Here is a 14923-nt window from a genome sequence, read left to right as displayed (position 1 = left end):
CGAAGGCGACGGCTAAAAATTCACGAACCTTAAACTGCTGCATGACACTGCCCTCCAGAATAGTGGGGGCAGTGTGTCAGGAGTAGGTTAAGCAAACATTAAGATGCGACAATAAACAGTTCACGTAGCTGGTGCAGTTGATCGCGCACCTGCGCCGCCTCTTCGAACTCCAGATTCTGCGCATGCTGCATCATCAGCCCTTCCAGCTCGTGGATTTTCTGTTGCAGCGCTTTCGGCGTCAGCGCCAGTTCTGCCGCTTCCACCTGCGCCGGGGTGCGGGTTTTGCCACGCCCTTTCGCACGCGTTTTCGCCAGCCCTTCGCCCATGGCCAGAATATCCACCACCTTCTTGTTAAGGCCCTGTGGCGTTATACCGTGCTCGACGTTATAGGCGTGCTGTTTTTCGCGGCGGCGTTCGGTTTCACCGATCGCTTTCGCCATCGACGGCGTGATCTTATCGCCGTACAGAATCGCTTTCCCGTTGATGTTACGCGCCGCGCGGCCAATGGTCTGAATCAGTGAACGCTCCGAACGCAGGAAGCCCTCTTTGTCCGCATCCAGAATCGCCACCAGCGACACTTCCGGCATATCCAGCCCTTCGCGCAGCAGGTTGATGCCCACCAGCACATCAAACTCGCCGAGACGCAGGTCGCGGATAATTTCCATACGTTCAACCGTATCAATATCAGAGTGCAGATAACGCACCCGCTCACCGTGCTCTTCCAGGTATTCGGTGAGATCTTCCGCCATACGCTTGGTCAACGTCGTCACCAGCACGCGCTCGTTAATGGCCGCGCGGATGCGGATTTCCGACAACAGATCGTCAACCTGCGTAGCAACCGGACGCACTTCGATGATGGGATCCAGCAAACCTGTCGGACGTACCACCTGGTCAATCACTTCATCGCCGGATTTCTCCAGCTCGTAATTGCCCGGCGTTGCCGAAACATAGATAGACTGCGGCGCCAGCGCTTCAAACTCTTCAAATTTCAGCGGACGGTTATCCAGCGCCGACGGCAAACGGAAACCGTACTCCACCAGCGTCTCTTTACGCGCGCGGTCGCCACGGAACATGCCGCCGATTTGCGGGATGGTGACGTGGGATTCGTCGATCACCAGTAAACCGTCGGACGGCAGGTAATCGAACAGCGTTGGCGGCGGCTCGCCAGGACCGCGCCCGGAGAGATAGCGCGAGTAGTTTTCAATGCCGGAGCAGTAGCCCAGCTCGTTCATCATCTCCAGATCGAACTGCGTGCGCTGGCTGAGACGCTGCTCTTCCAGCAGCTTATTGTTCGCCAGCAGCGTTTTGCGCCGTTCCACCAGCTCATCTTTGATCTCTTCCATCGCCTGCACGATACGCTCGCGCGGCGTCACGTAGTGCGTTTTCGGGTAGATGGTGAAGCGCTGAACGGTCGATTCCACATGCCCGGTGAGCGGGTCAAACAGCGACAGGCGCTCTACTTCTTCGTCGAACAACTCCACGCGCAGCGCCAGGTCATCCGATTCCGCCGGGAAGATATCAATCACTTCCCCACGCACGCGAAACGTCCCGCGCTGGAAAGCCTGATCGTTGCGGGTGTACTGAAGTTCTGCCAGGCGACGCAGAATCGAACGCTGGTCGATAATCATGCCGTTGGTCAGATGCAGCATCATCTTCAGGTAGAGATCCGGATCGCCCAGACCATAGATGGCTGAAACGGACGCCACGACCACCACATCACGGCGTTCCAGCAGCGCCTTCGTTGCAGACAGACGCATCTGCTCGATATGCTCGTTCACCGAGGCATCTTTTTCGATAAAGGTGTCCGAACTGGGCACATAGGCTTCCGGCTGGTAGTAGTCATAGTAGGAGACGAAATACTCCACCGCGTTTTCCGGGAAGAACTCCTTCATTTCGCCATACAGCTGCGCCGCCAGCGTTTTGTTCGGCGCCAGCACCATTGTCGGGCGTTGCAGATCGGCAATGACATTGGCGATGGTAAAGGTCTTACCCGAGCCGGTAACCCCCAGCAGCGTCTGGTGCGCGAGGCCGTCTTCCAGACCTTCCTTAAGCCGACGAATCGCCTCAGGCTGGTCGCCGGAGGGGCGAAAAGCAGAATTCAGTTTGAACGGTTTACTCATGAACGGCTACCTGGTGAAGGAATGAGCGGGCAGGTAACATATTTTACTCACCCTGTTCACTTTTGCCAATAAATAATACTGGATGAAAAAACAGTGGCAGGTTAGCTGATCTGGTCTACCCGCGATAAGGAAATGCGTTTCCGCGTTAAATTTTCTCCCCGACAAGATAAAACACCAGACCCGCAGGGTTATCCCCAGGAACCTTCACTTTTTAACAATTGTCAAGCCGCACCTTGAAAGTTTTGTGGCAACCGGTGACACTTTTCTTACAACCATTGATTTTATATAACCAATTGATAAGCAATAATTAATTTAAAAAGCCGGGTTTCGCACCAATTCAGACGCAAGCCGCGTCCTCTCTCGCTTGCCGAACGTTTTCTAACTCTAATGCACAAGGTTATCCACAGGAATAGTGGATAACTGCCGCCAGCCCGTATACCTCGCCAGCCGACAAATTCCCAACAAGACCCAATCGCTGTTCATTAAAAAATTTTTATCACTTCTTTTTGCTCATTATCAACTAAACAAAGACGTCATCCTCATGAGATACCCATCACAAATTGTCGCTTTGCTGCACCACAATCCAACACTGGTAGCACTGGCAAAGTGCAGGATATTTACCTGCGTTCTCTCTTTCCCGCGTGCTAAACGGCAGTTTTATCATCCGCATCCGAAAAAAAAGCCTTTTTTCGCTTCTGGCAAGCCTTTTGCAATACAGAAGGGTCACCAGAGCCGTAAGAAGGAGCGGACAATGTTGAGCCTACGCGCAGTAAACCAGTACTACGGTAATCAGCATACTTTATGGAATGTTGATCTTGATTTAACCCCAGGCGTCTGTAATTCGATTATTGGCATGCCAGGAATGGGGAAAACGACACTGATAAATTGTATTTCCGGTTATTTGCCCATTGAGAGCGGCAGCATGATTTGGCAGGAAGCCGGCGCACCGCCGCGCGATCTGCTGAGTATTCAGGCGGAGCATCGCAGCGCAATGGGAATTGGCTATGTGCCGCAGGACCGGCGTATCTTTTCGCAATTGACCGTCGAGGAGAACCTGCACATTGCCATGCGTGCTGTCGGCGAGCCGGGAAGCGTACTGGGTCGCGATATTTACGACCTGTTCCCGGAGCTGTATACGTTGCGCCCGATACGTGGCGCAGAACTGTCAGAGGATAACCAGCAGCAACTGGCGATGGCGCGGGCGCTGGTCACCCGCCCGCGGCTGCTCCTGCTTGATGAACCGACGCGCGGGCTGGGCCAGGCGTTTATCCATAAACTGGGCAACTTGATCGTGCGGTTGAATCAGGAATTCGGCATGACCATTTTACTGGCCGAGCAGCATCTCTCATTCATCCGCCGGGTAGCTGACCGTTTTTGTCTGCTGCACCGGGGGCGCAACGTCGCGCAGGGAGATGTCAGACAACTGGATGATCAGATGCTGTCACACTGGATGACACGGGAGTCAGTACGCTGAGATCGAGAAAATGGCCTGTTTTTTCTTTTTCGGGCGCGTGGGCAAACCAGGGGATTTCACCCATCAGTGGAGCCTGCATCACGCGCCGCAGCGTCGCCATATACTCCCGGTGACGCGCGCCCGGTGCCACCACATCGTTAGCAATCCAGCCCGCGAGCCGTAATCCTGCCTGGCGTACCGCCTGCGCTGTCAGCATGGCGTGGTTGATGCAGCCCAATTTCACGCCCACCACCAGAATCACCGGCAACTGCTCCTGGATAACCCAGTCCGCATAGGTGAACGTTTCTGAAAGCGGCGTAAACCAGCCACCCGCCCCTTCCACCAGCAGCCATTCTGCTTGCGCCTCCAGCGTGCGTAACCCGGCAGACATCACGGCGGCGTCAATCGGCTCGCCCAGATCGGCGCTGACAATGTGCGGCGAGGTCGGTTCCGCAAAGGTGTAAGGGTTCACGGTTTTATAATCCAGCGGCAAACTGCTGTGCTGCTGCAACGCCAGCGCGTCGCTATTACGCAGCCCCTGCGCCGTCATTTCGCTACCGGATGCAACCGGTTTATACCCTGCGCTGCGCAAACCGCGTAGATTTGCCGCCTGTAGCAGCGCGCAACTGGCGACGGTTTTCCCCACTTCGGTATCCGTGCCGGTGACAAAATAGCGTTCAATCACGCGTGATAACTCCCCAAAAAAGATGATACGTCAGGGGACATTTCCCCTGCTGTTGCGGCCAGGCGAGTTGCAGACGTTGCAGTTTGCCCCGCGTCAGCCCCTGCTGCCTGCCGTTGTGTAAATGTGTCGCGCCAATGCCTTTCAGCGACCGCAGCGCGCGGGCAGCGTCATCAAAGTGCAAAGTGATGCTCTCGACACCGCTGTGTACAGACCAACCCGCTAAAGCCTGTTCGATTGCCGAAAGAGGTAAAAAGCGATTGGCATGCGGCTGGTCATCCACCGCCCGCCAGGCCTGATTCAATTCCGGCAACGAGGCTTCCACCAGCGTGGTAAATGCCACAAAACCGCCGGGTTGCGTCACGCGACAGAGTTCGTTGATGGCCTGGCGTAAATCATCACACCACTGCACGGCGAGGTTGCTCCACACCAGTGAGAACTGTGCATCCGCCAGTGGCAGCGCTTCGATATCACCCAGCAGATAGCGATCGGCGCTTTGCTGTCGGCGCGCTTCATCCAGCATAGTGGCCGAGAGATCCAGCGCCGTCACGTTACTGCCCAGCCCGCGCCAGTAACGGCTCATGGCGCCGGGGCCGCAGCCGGCATCAAGCACATTCGAGGGGGTGATTTCGCCCAGTTGCGTCAGCAGCAGATCGGCGCTCAGCCGCTGTAACGCGTCGTGGTGAGCGTAACTTTGCGCCGCGCGGCCAAATGCGGCGGCAACGGCGCGTTTATTCACCGCCATATAACGCCTCCAGCAGACTATCAATATCTTCCGCCTGGTGAGCCGCCGTCAGCGTCAGGCGCAGGCGCGCAGTGCCCGGCGGTACGGTCGGCGGACGAATCGCTGTCACCCAGCAACCCTGTTGACGCAGACGCTCCGCCAGACGCAGGGCACGCGCGTTATCACCAACGATCAGCGGCTGAATGGCGCTCTCTGAATCTGCCAGCGTCATCGGCAGTTGCGCCGCGCCGCGGCGAAAACGCGCGATCAGCGCCGCCAGCGTTGCCCGGCGTTGCTCACCCTCATCACTGCGGATCACCCGTAATGCCGCGCTGAGCGCCATTGCCTGCGCCGGTGGCATTGCGGTGCTGTAAATCAGATGACGGGCAAATTGCAGCAGATAGTCGGCAACCGTTTCGCTGCACAGCACCGCTGCGCCGCTGACGCCGAAGCCTTTGCCAAAGGTGACAATCAATATCTCAGGTTTGATGCCATGCAGATGGCAACTGCCGCGCCCCTGCTCGCCCACCACGCCAGTGCCGTGCGCGTCGTCAACCATCAGCCATGCCTGCGCCTCGCGTGCTACCTGGGCGATTTCCCCCAGCGGCGCGCTGTCGCCATCCATACTGAAAATGCCTTCGGTAACCACCAGTTGCTGGCCGTCAATCGGTTTTGTCAGTAGCGTTCGCATCTGCGCTACATCGTTGTGCGCAAAACGTCGCAACTGCGCCGGACTGTGGCTGGCGGTTTCCAGCAACGACGCGTGGCTCAGCTTGTCGGCGACAATCCGATCCTCTTTGCCGGTCAGCGCGGCGATCGCCGCCTGGTTGGCAGAAAAACCAGAGATAAACAGCAGTGCGCGCGGGTATCCCAGCCATTCGGCCAGTTCGCTTTCCAGCGCCTGATGCGCCACGGTGTGGCCGCTGACGTGGCCCGAGCCGCCGCTGCCCACACCGTAGCGTTCCGCGCCCTGCTGCCAGGCTTGCACCACCGCCGGATGCTGGCTTAAGCCGAGGTAATCATTGCTGGAGAAGTTGCAAAAACGCCGCTCACCGACCGTCAGCCAGCGTCCGGCGCCTTGTGCCACCGTCTGTCGCGAGCGCAGGGCATCTGCCGCGCGGCGTTCGCTCAACGCGGCATCAATACGCTGTTGCCAGCTCATAGCGCTGCCGCGTTGTAGAATTGCTCCGTATCGGCGTGCAGCAGTTGCTGCTCAATCTGCTGTTGCTGTTCGTTATCGCCATTCAGCACTTCCGTTTGCTGCGGGTTCAGCCCCAGTTTGCGGAACAGTTGCAGATCTTTATCCTCTTCCGGGTTTGGCGTAGTCAGCAGTTTGCAGCCGTAGAAAATCGAGTTCGCCCCGGCCATAAAACACATCGCCTGGGTCTGTTCGTTCATCTGTTCGCGACCGGCAGAAAGGCGCACATGGGAAGTGGGCATCATGATGCGGGCAATGGCGATGGTGCGGATAAAATCGAAGGCATCGACATCCTCGTTATCGGCCAGCGGCGTGCCTTTAACCTTCACCAGCATGTTAATCGGCACGCTCTCCGGCGGCGTAGGCAGGTTCGCCAGTTGCAGCAGCAGACCGGCGCGATCTTTCACCGTTTCCCCCAGCCCGACAATGCCACCCGAGCAAACTTTGATCCCGGCGTCGCGCACTTTATCCAGCGTGTCGAGACGTTCCTGGTAAGTGCGGGTGGTGATGATATTGCCGTAAAACTCCGGCGAGGTATCGAGGTTGTGGTTGTAGTAATCCAGTCCGGCGCTGGCAAGGCGCTGCGCCTGGTTTTCATTCAGCGTGCCGAGCGTCATACAGGCTTCCATCCCCATCGCTTTGACCCCTTCAACCATTTTTTCAAGGTACGGCATGTCGCGATCGTGCGGGTTTTTCCAGGCCGCGCCCATACAGAAACGCGTTGAGCCCGCGAGCTTCGCCTGGCGCGCAGATTCCAGCACCTGCTCCACTTCCATCAGCCGCTCGGATTCCAGCCCGGTTTTGTAGCGCGCGCTCTGCGGGCAATATTTGCAATCTTCCGGGCAGGCGCCGGTCTTGATCGACAGCAGCGTACTGACCTGAACCTGGCGCGGATCAAAGTGCTGACGGTGAACCTGCTGCGCCTCGAACAGCAGTTCAAGGAATGGTTTTTCAAACAGATCGGTAACTTGCGACATTGTCCAGCGTGCGTGGTGAGCCATCGGGCGTCTCCAAAGGGTGTTGTTAATTTTTGATTCGGTGTAGACTCGTAAACCTAAAACTTTTTAATTTGGTTTACAAGTCGATTATGACCGCAGACGATCTCGCTTTTGACCAGCGCCATATCTGGCACCCGTATACGTCAATGACCTCTCCCCTGCCGGTTTACCCGGTGCAATCCGCGCAAGGCTGCGAGCTGCACCTCAGCAGCGGCGAGCGGCTGGTGGATGGCATGTCCTCCTGGTGGGCGGCGATTCATGGCTATGGTCATCCGGCGCTGAATGCGGCGATGAAAGCGCAGATTGATGCGGTTTCGCATGTGATGTTCGGCGGCATAACGCATCAACCGGCGATCGACCTCTGTCGCAAGCTGGTGGCGATGACGCCCGAAGCGCTGGAGTGTGTGTTCCTGGCAGATTCCGGCTCGGTGGCCGTGGAAGTGGCGATGAAGATGGCCTTGCAGTACTGGCAGGCAAAAGGCGAAGCGCGGCAACGTTTTCTCACCTTTCGCAACGGCTACCACGGCGATACCTTTGGCGCAATGTCGGTCTGCGATCCGGACAACTCCATGCACAGCTTGTGGAAGGGCTATCTGCCGGAAAACCTGTTTGCGCCTGCACCGCAAAGCCGCTTCGACGGGGAATGGGACGAGCTTGATATGGTGGCATTTGCCCGGCTGATGGCGGCGCATCGCCATGAGATCGCGGCAGTGATCCTCGAACCCATTGTTCAGGGTGCGGGCGGCATGCGCATGTATCACCCGGAGTGGCTGAAACGCATACGCAAGATGTGCGATCGCGAAGGCATTCTGCTGATTGCTGACGAAATTGCCACTGGCTTTGGCCGCACCGGCAAACTGTTTGCCTGCGAACATGCAGATATCACGCCGGACATTCTGTGCCTCGGCAAAGCGCTGACCGGCGGCACGATGACGCTCTCCGCCACCCTGACCACGCGCCTGGTCGCCGAAACCATCAGCAACGGCGAAGCAGGCTGCTTTATGCACGGCCCGACATTTATGGGCAACCCGCTGGCCTGCGCGGTAGCCGTCGCCAGCCTGACGCTTCTCGAAAGCGGTGCGTGGCGCGAGCAGGTTGCGGCCATTGAAGCCCAGCTCAAAGAAGAACTCGCTCCTGCGGCGCACGCTGCCACGGTGGCAGACGTTCGTGTGCTCGGCGCAATTGGCGTGGTGGAAACCCGCTCGCCGGTAAACATGGCGGCGCTACAGCGTTTCTTCGTTGAACAAGGCGTATGGATCCGGCCCTTTGGCAAGCTCATCTACCTGATGCCGCCGTACATCATTACGCCAGAGCAGTTGTCGCGACTGACCGGCGCGGTAAATCGTGCCGTTGCACGCAGCGATCTGTTCGCATAGGCTACACTTCAGCCTGAACGAACAGAGGAACCCGTAATGAAGCTTATCAGTCATGATTTACGCGACGGTGAAAAACTGCCGCATCGCCATGTGTTTAACGGCATGGGCTACGATGGCGACAACCTCTCCCCGCATCTGGCATGGGACGATGTTCCTGCCGGAACCAAAAGTTTTGTCGTCACCTGCTATGACCCGGATGCACCGACCGGCTCCGGCTGGTGGCACTGGATTGTCGCCAACCTGCCTGCCGATACGCGCGTTCTGCCGCAGGGCGCCGGTTCCGGCGTTGCTGAACTGCCGGAAGGCGCGCTTCAGACGCGCACCGATTTCGGCAAAGCCGGTTACGGTGGCGCTGCGCCGCCGAAAGGCGAAACCCATCGCTACATCTTTACCGTTTACGCGCTGGATGTGGATCATCTGGAAGTGGATGAAAATGCCAGCGGTGCGATGGTCGGTTTTAACGTCCATTTTCATAAACTCGCCAGCGCCAGCATTACGGCGATGTTCAGCTAATTAATGTGCGCACAACGTAGTGCATCCGGCGACTGGGTGGATTTTCGCCGCGAGCAGGAAACCGGCATTGAGAGCGTCAGCGCCCACTTCACCGGGCACGCCTACGATCCGCACGATCATGACGAAGTGCTGGTGGGCGTGACCCAGCAAGGCGTGCAGCGTTTTAACTGCCACCGCGCGTTGCATACCAGCCACCCAGGCCGCGCGATTTTGATTGAGCCAGGCGCGGTGCATGACGGACATGCGCCGGACGAAAATGGCTTTACCTATGTGATGCTTTACCTGCCGCAACAGTGGGTCACCACCATGCTGCAACAGCGCGGGCACAGAGACGTATCGCAAATCGAAGCGGCTTTTCGTAACACCCTGACCGATGACAACATGCTGATCCACGCCATTCAGCAGGCATTTTTTGCCCTTCATCACCATGAAGGCCGACTCGCCCGCGATCAGAGTCTGGATCATCTCATTAAGCTGCTTACCCGCCATATTGATGGCAAAACCGCCCTGCCGCCGGATGAAACCGTGCTGCGTATGCAGCAGGTGAAAGAGATGCTGCATGACCGCATGGCGGACGATATCGGGCTGGACGCGCTTTCGGCGCACTGCGGTATTGACCGTTTTCGTCTGAGCAGACAATTTCAGAAAGCCTTTGGCCAGACGCCGCATGCCTATCTGGTTCGCCTGCGTTTACGCACTGCCAGAGCCTTGCTGGCGCACGGGCTGGAACCCGCGCAGGTGGCGGCGCAGGTGGGTTTTGCCGATCAAAGCCACCTTGGCCGATGGTTCCAGCGCGCGTATCGCCTCTCTCCCGCCGCCTTCCAGCGCCAGTGCACAAACGTTCTATCCCGCTGAACGCGCTTCTTCGAAGATGGGCTTTTACGACAGACGGAGAAGAAAAACGCATGTTTGATACCAAAGTTGCCCTTGTGGTACGTGACGATCTGGAAAGCTGGCAACGGTTGAATGTGGTGGCGTTTCTCGCCACCGGCGTGGTCTCTGCCGCGCCGGAAGTGCTGGGTGAACCCTACGTGGATGCCGCCGGGCGTCGCTATGAGCGCATTGCCGGGCAGCCGATGCTGATTTTCGCCGGTACGCTGGCCGATTTGCAGCGTACCCACCGCAAGGGGCTGGAGCGGGAAGTGACGGTGGTGCCGTATGTGGAAGCGATGTTCTCTACCGGCAATGATGACGCTAACCGCGCCGTGTTTCAGCAGGAAGATGCGGAGGCAATGAACCTGGTCGGCATTGCCCTGCGCGGGCCGAAAAAAGCCATCGATAAAGTGATCAAAGGTCTCGCCCTGCATCCTTAATTACCCTTCCCGCCGACGCCTTTGCACGGCGGGAATTCCCCCATCCGCCAAATAACGGGCATTTTCGTTCACTTACCGCTGACTTTTTTCGATTTTGGCTTCCCGTTTCGCTCAACTTAGTATAAAAAAGCAGGCTTTGACGTAACCCTTTCAACTTTGCATAGTCTGGAGCACGCTTTGAACACATCATCGGTTTCCCGTCTGGCGCTGGCGCTCGCTTTTGGCGTGACACTGACCGCCTGTAGCTCAACCCCGCCGGCTGAACGTCCCTCTGAACAGAAAGCACCGGGCACGACCTCGCGCCCTGTCCTCAGCGCGGGTGAAGCGAAAAACTTCGTGGCGGATCGCTACTTTACCTCGCTGACGCCGGACGGCGCGGTATGGAAACCGGTGTCGATTCGTCTGCCGGAAAAAGCGGATTTCGTGGTTGGCCCGGCAGGTACTCCAGGCGTAACGCACACCACCATTCAGGCTGCGGTAGACGCGGCAATCAACAAGCATGCCAGCGATCGTCAATATATCGCCGTGATGCCGGGCGAGTATGAAGGTACGGTGTATGTGCCTGCCGCTTCTGGCAGCGTGACCATTTACGGGACCGGCGAGAAAGCGCTGGACGTAAAAATTGGTATGGCGATTGACTCTGAAATCGATCCAAACACCTGGCGTCGTCTGGTCAATCCATCAGGCAAATATATGCCGGGTAAACCCGCGTGGTATATGTTCGATAACTGCCAGAGCAAACGCGCCGCAACGGTTGGTATGATGTGTTCTGCGGTTTTCTGGTCACAGAACAATGGCCTGCAATTGCAGAATCTGACCATCCAGAACACGTTGGGCGACAGTGTTGATGCGGGCAATCACCAGGCGGTGGCGCTGCGCAGCGACGGCGATAAAGTGCAGATCAACAACGTCAACATTCTGGGTCGCCAGAACACCTTCTTTGTTACCAACAGCAGCGTGGACAACACCCTGCGTAGCGATCGCCAGACCCGTACGCTGGTGACCAACAGCTACCTCGAAGGGGATGTGGATATCGTTTCCGGTCGCGGCGCGGTGGTGTTTGATAACACCGATTTCCGCGTAGTGAACTCCCGCACGCAGAAAGAAGGCTACGTCTTCGCCCCGGCGACGCTCTCTAACCTGTACTACGGCTTCCTCGCCGTGAACAGCCGCTTTACCGGCAACGGCGTGGCGCAGCTCGGCCGTTCTCTGGACGTTGATGGCAACACCAACGGTCAGGTCGTTATCCGCGACAGCGTGATTAATGAAGGCTTTAACGTCGCTAAACCGTGGGCAGATGCCGCTGTTTCTGGCCGTGCGTACGCAGGCAATGTCGGCGCGGTGGATGATAAAGGCAATGTACAGCGCGAGCTGAACAACCCGCAGTTCAACCGCATGTGGGAGTTTAACAACCGCGGCGTGGGCAGCCAGGTTGTCGCTGAGCCGAAGAAGTAATTCAGCAGTAATAAAAAACCTCGCCGCGGCGAGGTTTTTTTATGGCTGATGATCAGCATCAGAAAGCGTTAACCACCACCCACATCGGCCCCTGACCTACCGCATAACGCGCTTTCTCAGTCAGCAGCCCCTGCTCGCCGGTGATTTCATACAGTGCGATGTGATGCGATTTCTGCCCGGCCGCGATCAAATACTTACCGCTCTTATCGATGTTGAAACCGCGCGGCTGTGTTTCCGTCGGCTGAAAACCTTCCAGCGACAGCACGCTGCCATCTTCCGAGACACTGAAAATCGTCAGCAGGCTGGCGGTACGATCGCAGGTATAAAGGTGGCGACCATCCGGCGTGATATGAATATCTGCCGCCCAGCGGGTATCGGTAAAATCTGGCGGCATGATATCCAGCGTCTGTACGCACTCGATTTTGCCGTGCACATCGCTCAACTGCCAGACATCAACGGAGCTGTTCAGCTCATTCACGCAATAGGCGAAACGCGCGTTCGGATGGAACGCCATATGACGCGGACCTGCGCCTTCCACGGTGGTCACTTCCGCCGGGTTTTGCGCCGTCAGATTACCGTCATCCGCCAGCGTGAACAGGCAGATACGATCCTGCTTCAGCGCCGGAACCCACAGCGTATGGTTGTCCGGAGAGATGTTCGCCGAGTGGCACCCTTCCAGCCCTTCCACGACATCGACGTTCTGCGTCGGAATACCGTCTTCCAGGCGCGTCACGCTGACGCTGCCCGCATTGTAAGAGGCGCTGAACAGGAAGCGGCCGCTGCGATCGGTGGAAATATGCGTCGGGCTGCCCGGCAACGGCGCTTCCGCCGCAAACGTCAGCGCACCGTCGTCAGGGGCGATACGGTAAGCGATAACGCGAAATTCAGGGCGAACGCCCACGTAGAGGTAACGTTTGTCCGGGCTGACCACCATCGGCTGAACCTGACCAGGCACATCAACGACCTGAACCAGCGTCAGTGAGCCTTCAGAATTCAAACGCCAGACGTGGATCTGCTGACTTTCCGGACTTGCGGTATAAACGGTTTGTTTCATGAACACTCCTTTCCTCTAATTCTTATTTGCGTTAAGTAACCAGGATAGCCTTTTTTCTGGCTTGATGCTGATTTTCTGCGCCAGATTTTGCGCATCCGGCGACGCGGTGTACCATGCCCGGACGCAAAAATTTCAACATCGACCACGGAATATGTTATGACTTCGCGAGTTATTGCTCTGGATTTAGACGGTACGCTACTGACACCGAAAAAAACGCTTTTGCCCTCATCCCTTGAAGCGTTGGCCCGCGCAAAAGCGGCAGGACATCAACTCATCATCGTCACCGGTCGGCATCATGTCGCCATCCACCCTTTTTATCAGGCACTGGCGCTGGATACACCTGCAATTTGTTGTAATGGCACTTATTTGTATGATTATCGTGCAAAAAAAGTACTCGCTGCCGATCCACTACCGGTACCGCAAGCGCAACAACTGATTACTCAGCTTAACGAGCATGAGATTCATGGCCTGATGTATGTCGATAACGCCATGCTGTACGAGAAACCCACCGGCCATGTGCTGCGCACCAACAACTGGGCGCAATCGCTGCCGCCGGAACAACGTCCGGTGTTTGAACAAGTAGCATCGCTGAGCAGCGCGGCGCAGGAAGTGCAAGCCATCTGGAAGTTCGCGCTCACCGACGAAGATACGCAAAAACTGAAGGATTTCGCCCACCATATCGAGCAGACGCTGGGGCTGGAATGTGAATGGTCGTGGCACGATCAGGTCGATATCGCCCGCGCCGGAAACAGCAAAGGCAAGCGCCTCGCCGAATGGGTGGCATCACAAGGTTTGTCGATGCAGGACGTGGTGGCGTTTGGCGATAATTATAACGATATCAGCATGCTGGAAGCGGCGGGCGTTGGCGTAGCGATGGGGAATGCCGACGATGCGGTCAAAGCGCACGCCGATGTGGTGATTGGCGATAACACGACCGACAGTATCGCCAGCTATATCTACAAGGAACTGCTGTGATCAGGCAGTAATCGACACGCTCTTAATCTGCGCATACAGCCACTGGCCCGCTTTGATACCCAATTCATCTCTCGCCCAGGGGCTGATGCGCGCCCACAGCGTGCGGCTCCCCACCTCAAGTTGAACTTCTACCTGCCCATCAACATCGAAGCACTGCGCCACTTTGGCGCGCAGAATATTACGGATACTGGTGTTCATCGGCGGTTGCAGCACCAGGGAAACGTCCGTCGCCTGCACACGAATGCGCAACGTGCTTTGCAGCGGGCGATCGACTTTGTTCACCCAGATATGCTGATCGCCAAGCGCCAGCGCGGTCATGGCGTAGTGCGGATGGTGTTCCAGCACCACCACTTTTAACACGCTGCTTTGCTGCTCAGGCGGTAGCCACGGGTTCATCACGCGGCTGCCCCAGACATCCTCCAGGCTGCCGAACGCTTTCACTTCCCCCGCTTCCAGCACCATCACTTTATCAGCCAGATGCAGGATCTCATCCAGCGAGTGGCTGACATACAACATCGGAATGTTGATCTCCTGCGCCAGCCGCTGCAAATAAGGCAAAAGCTCACGTTTACGGGGAATATCCAGCGAAGCCAGCGGCTCATCCAGCAGCATCAGTTCCGGCGCGGTTAATAACGCGCGGCCAATGGCGACGCGCTGTTTTTCGCCGCCGGAGAGCGTTCCGGGCAGACGCCCCAGCAGCGGCTCAATCCCTAGCAGCGCCACCAGCTTGTCGAATTGCCCGGCCATTGATTTCGCCATGCCGTAACGCAGGTTACCGAGCACTTTATAGTGCGGGAACAGGCGCGCATCCTGAAAAACATAACCGACACGACGTTTTTCCGGCGGCAGACAAATTTTGCGCGAAGTATCGAGAAGTACGCGATTGTTCAGGGCAATACGCCCTTCTTGCGGGTGCGTCAGGCCGCCGATCGCGTTAATCAGCGAGGTTTTCCCGGCACCGGAAACACCAAAAATCGCCGTAATTCCGCTGGCAGGCAGCGATTCGGCGACACGCAGTTGATGTGTTCCCAGCGTCTGGGTGAAATCGAGCTCCAGCATCGG

14 protein-coding genes are annotated in these 14923 nt (G+C 57.3%); 7 read left to right on the top strand and 7 right to left on the bottom strand.

Annotated elements, in window-relative coordinates; translation table 11 throughout:
* Window positions 1-98: 98 nt before the first annotated feature.
* Complete coding sequence (gene uvrB / locus C0557_RS07255) at window positions 99-2120, bottom strand: excinuclease ABC subunit UvrB (RefSeq protein ID WP_074775364.1); 2022 nt, start codon at window positions 2118-2120, stop codon at window positions 99-101.
* Between the two features lie 751 nt (window positions 2121-2871).
* Between uvrB and C0557_RS07250 the strand changes: the two genes are divergently transcribed.
* Window positions 2872-3594 carry an ABC transporter ATP-binding protein gene (locus C0557_RS07250; RefSeq protein WP_208657990.1) on the top strand — a complete coding sequence of 241 codons (723 nt, stop codon included), beginning with the start codon at window positions 2872-2874 and terminating at the stop codon, window positions 3592-3594.
* Here the strand turns inward: C0557_RS07250 and bioD are convergent.
* Genes bioD through bioB form a run of 4 tightly spaced genes read right to left on the bottom strand, consistent with a single transcriptional unit; the run spans window position 3536 to window position 7178 of the window.
* Window positions 3536-4258 (bottom strand): dethiobiotin synthase, encoded by a 723-nt coding sequence (gene bioD, locus C0557_RS07245; RefSeq protein ID WP_074775360.1) that lies wholly within the window; start codon window positions 4256-4258, stop codon window positions 3536-3538. The two genes, C0557_RS07250 and bioD, sit on opposite strands and share 59 nt — an antisense overlap.
* Window positions 4251-5000: a malonyl-ACP O-methyltransferase BioC gene (bioC, locus tag C0557_RS07240; protein WP_208657989.1), complete on the bottom strand. Its 750-nt coding sequence runs from the start codon at window positions 4998-5000 to the stop codon at window positions 4251-4253. The genes bioD and bioC overlap by 8 nt, the downstream gene beginning before the upstream one ends.
* Window positions 4987-6141, bottom strand: a complete 1155-nt coding sequence (gene bioF, locus C0557_RS07235; protein ID WP_208657988.1) for an 8-amino-7-oxononanoate synthase — start codon at window positions 6139-6141, stop codon at window positions 4987-4989. The genes bioC and bioF overlap by 14 nt, the downstream gene beginning before the upstream one ends.
* Window positions 6138-7178 (bottom strand): biotin synthase BioB, encoded by a 1041-nt coding sequence (gene bioB, locus C0557_RS07230; RefSeq protein WP_208657987.1) that lies wholly within the window; start codon window positions 7176-7178, stop codon window positions 6138-6140. The genes bioF and bioB overlap by 4 nt, the downstream gene beginning before the upstream one ends.
* 86 nt (window positions 7179-7264) lie before the next feature.
* Here bioB and bioA point away from each other — a divergent pair, with 86 nt between their 5' ends.
* From bioA to C0557_RS07205, 5 genes are all read left to right on the top strand, one after another.
* Entirely contained in the window at window positions 7265-8551 is a 1287-nt protein-coding gene (gene bioA / locus C0557_RS07225; protein ID WP_208657986.1) for an adenosylmethionine--8-amino-7-oxononanoate transaminase, read from the top strand.
* 36 nt (window positions 8552-8587) lie between these two features.
* Complete coding sequence (locus C0557_RS07220) at window positions 8588-9064, top strand: kinase inhibitor (protein ID WP_208657985.1); 477 nt, start codon at window positions 8588-8590, stop codon at window positions 9062-9064.
* A 3-nt stretch (window positions 9065-9067) separates the two neighbouring features.
* Window positions 9068-9919 carry an AraC family transcriptional regulator gene (locus C0557_RS07215; protein ID WP_208657984.1) on the top strand — a complete coding sequence of 284 codons (852 nt, stop codon included), beginning with the start codon at window positions 9068-9070 and terminating at the stop codon, window positions 9917-9919.
* Window positions 9920-9969: 50 nt separating this feature from the next.
* Window positions 9970-10377, top strand: a complete 408-nt coding sequence (locus tag C0557_RS07210) for a DUF2000 family protein (protein ID WP_208657983.1) — start codon at window positions 9970-9972, stop codon at window positions 10375-10377.
* Between the two features lie 177 nt (window positions 10378-10554).
* The gene (locus tag C0557_RS07205) at window positions 10555-11832 is read left to right on the top strand and encodes a putative acyl-CoA thioester hydrolase (RefSeq protein WP_208657982.1); all 1278 of its coding nucleotides are present in this window, start codon (window positions 10555-10557) and stop codon (window positions 11830-11832) included.
* Between the two features lie 58 nt (window positions 11833-11890).
* Here C0557_RS07205 and pgl read toward each other — a convergent pair whose 3' ends face one another.
* The gene (gene pgl / locus C0557_RS07200; RefSeq protein WP_208657981.1) at window positions 11891-12886 is read right to left on the bottom strand and encodes a 6-phosphogluconolactonase; all 996 of its coding nucleotides are present in this window, start codon (window positions 12884-12886) and stop codon (window positions 11891-11893) included.
* Window positions 12887-13042: 156 nt separating this feature from the next.
* Here pgl and C0557_RS07195 point away from each other — a divergent pair, with 156 nt between their 5' ends.
* A complete protein-coding gene (locus C0557_RS07195; protein WP_208657980.1) occupies window positions 13043-13861 on the top strand; it encodes a pyridoxal phosphatase in 819 nt (272 codons plus the stop codon).
* Here the strand turns inward: C0557_RS07195 and modC are convergent, their stop codons facing one another.
* Window positions 13862-14920, bottom strand: a complete 1059-nt coding sequence (gene modC, locus C0557_RS07190; RefSeq protein ID WP_208657979.1) for a molybdenum ABC transporter ATP-binding protein ModC — start codon at window positions 14918-14920, stop codon at window positions 13862-13864. It abuts the gene before it with no gap.
* Window positions 14921-14923: the final 3 nt, after the last annotated feature.

Source organism: Kosakonia sp. MUSA4, from assembly GCF_013085925.1.
Taxonomy (GTDB): Bacteria; Pseudomonadota; Gammaproteobacteria; order Enterobacterales; family Enterobacteriaceae; genus Kosakonia; species Kosakonia sacchari_B.
This window is presented reverse-complemented; position numbering and strand designations above follow the sequence as displayed.

What these genes read in the sequence shown, in the direction of transcription:
- uvrB (WP_074775364.1), bottom strand. Translation starts at nt 2,120, where the DNA reads ATGAGTAAACCGTTCAAACTGAATTCTGCTTTTCGCCCCTCCGGCGAC.
- C0557_RS07250 (WP_208657990.1), top strand. Translation starts at nt 2,872, where the DNA reads ATGTTGAGCCTACGCGCAGTAAACCAGTACTACGGTAATCAGCATACT.
- bioC (WP_208657989.1), bottom strand. Translation starts at nt 5,000, where the DNA reads ATGGCGGTGAATAAACGCGCCGTTGCCGCCGCATTTGGCCGCGCGGCG.
- bioF (WP_208657988.1), bottom strand. Translation starts at nt 6,141, where the DNA reads ATGAGCTGGCAACAGCGTATTGATGCCGCGTTGAGCGAACGCCGCGCG.
- bioB (WP_208657987.1), bottom strand. Translation starts at nt 7,178, where the DNA reads ATGGCTCACCACGCACGCTGGACAATGTCGCAAGTTACCGATCTGTTT.
- bioA (WP_208657986.1), top strand. Translation starts at nt 7,265, where the DNA reads ATGACCGCAGACGATCTCGCTTTTGACCAGCGCCATATCTGGCACCCG.
- C0557_RS07220 (WP_208657985.1), top strand. Translation starts at nt 8,588, where the DNA reads ATGAAGCTTATCAGTCATGATTTACGCGACGGTGAAAAACTGCCGCAT.
- C0557_RS07215 (WP_208657984.1), top strand. Translation starts at nt 9,068, where the DNA reads ATGTGCGCACAACGTAGTGCATCCGGCGACTGGGTGGATTTTCGCCGC.
- C0557_RS07210 (WP_208657983.1), top strand. Translation starts at nt 9,970, where the DNA reads ATGTTTGATACCAAAGTTGCCCTTGTGGTACGTGACGATCTGGAAAGC.
- pgl (WP_208657981.1), bottom strand. Translation starts at nt 12,886, where the DNA reads ATGAAACAAACCGTTTATACCGCAAGTCCGGAAAGTCAGCAGATCCAC.
- C0557_RS07195 (WP_208657980.1), top strand. Translation starts at nt 13,043, where the DNA reads ATGACTTCGCGAGTTATTGCTCTGGATTTAGACGGTACGCTACTGACA.
- modC (WP_208657979.1), bottom strand. Translation starts at nt 14,920, where the DNA reads ATGCTGGAGCTCGATTTCACCCAGACGCTGGGAACACATCAACTGCGT.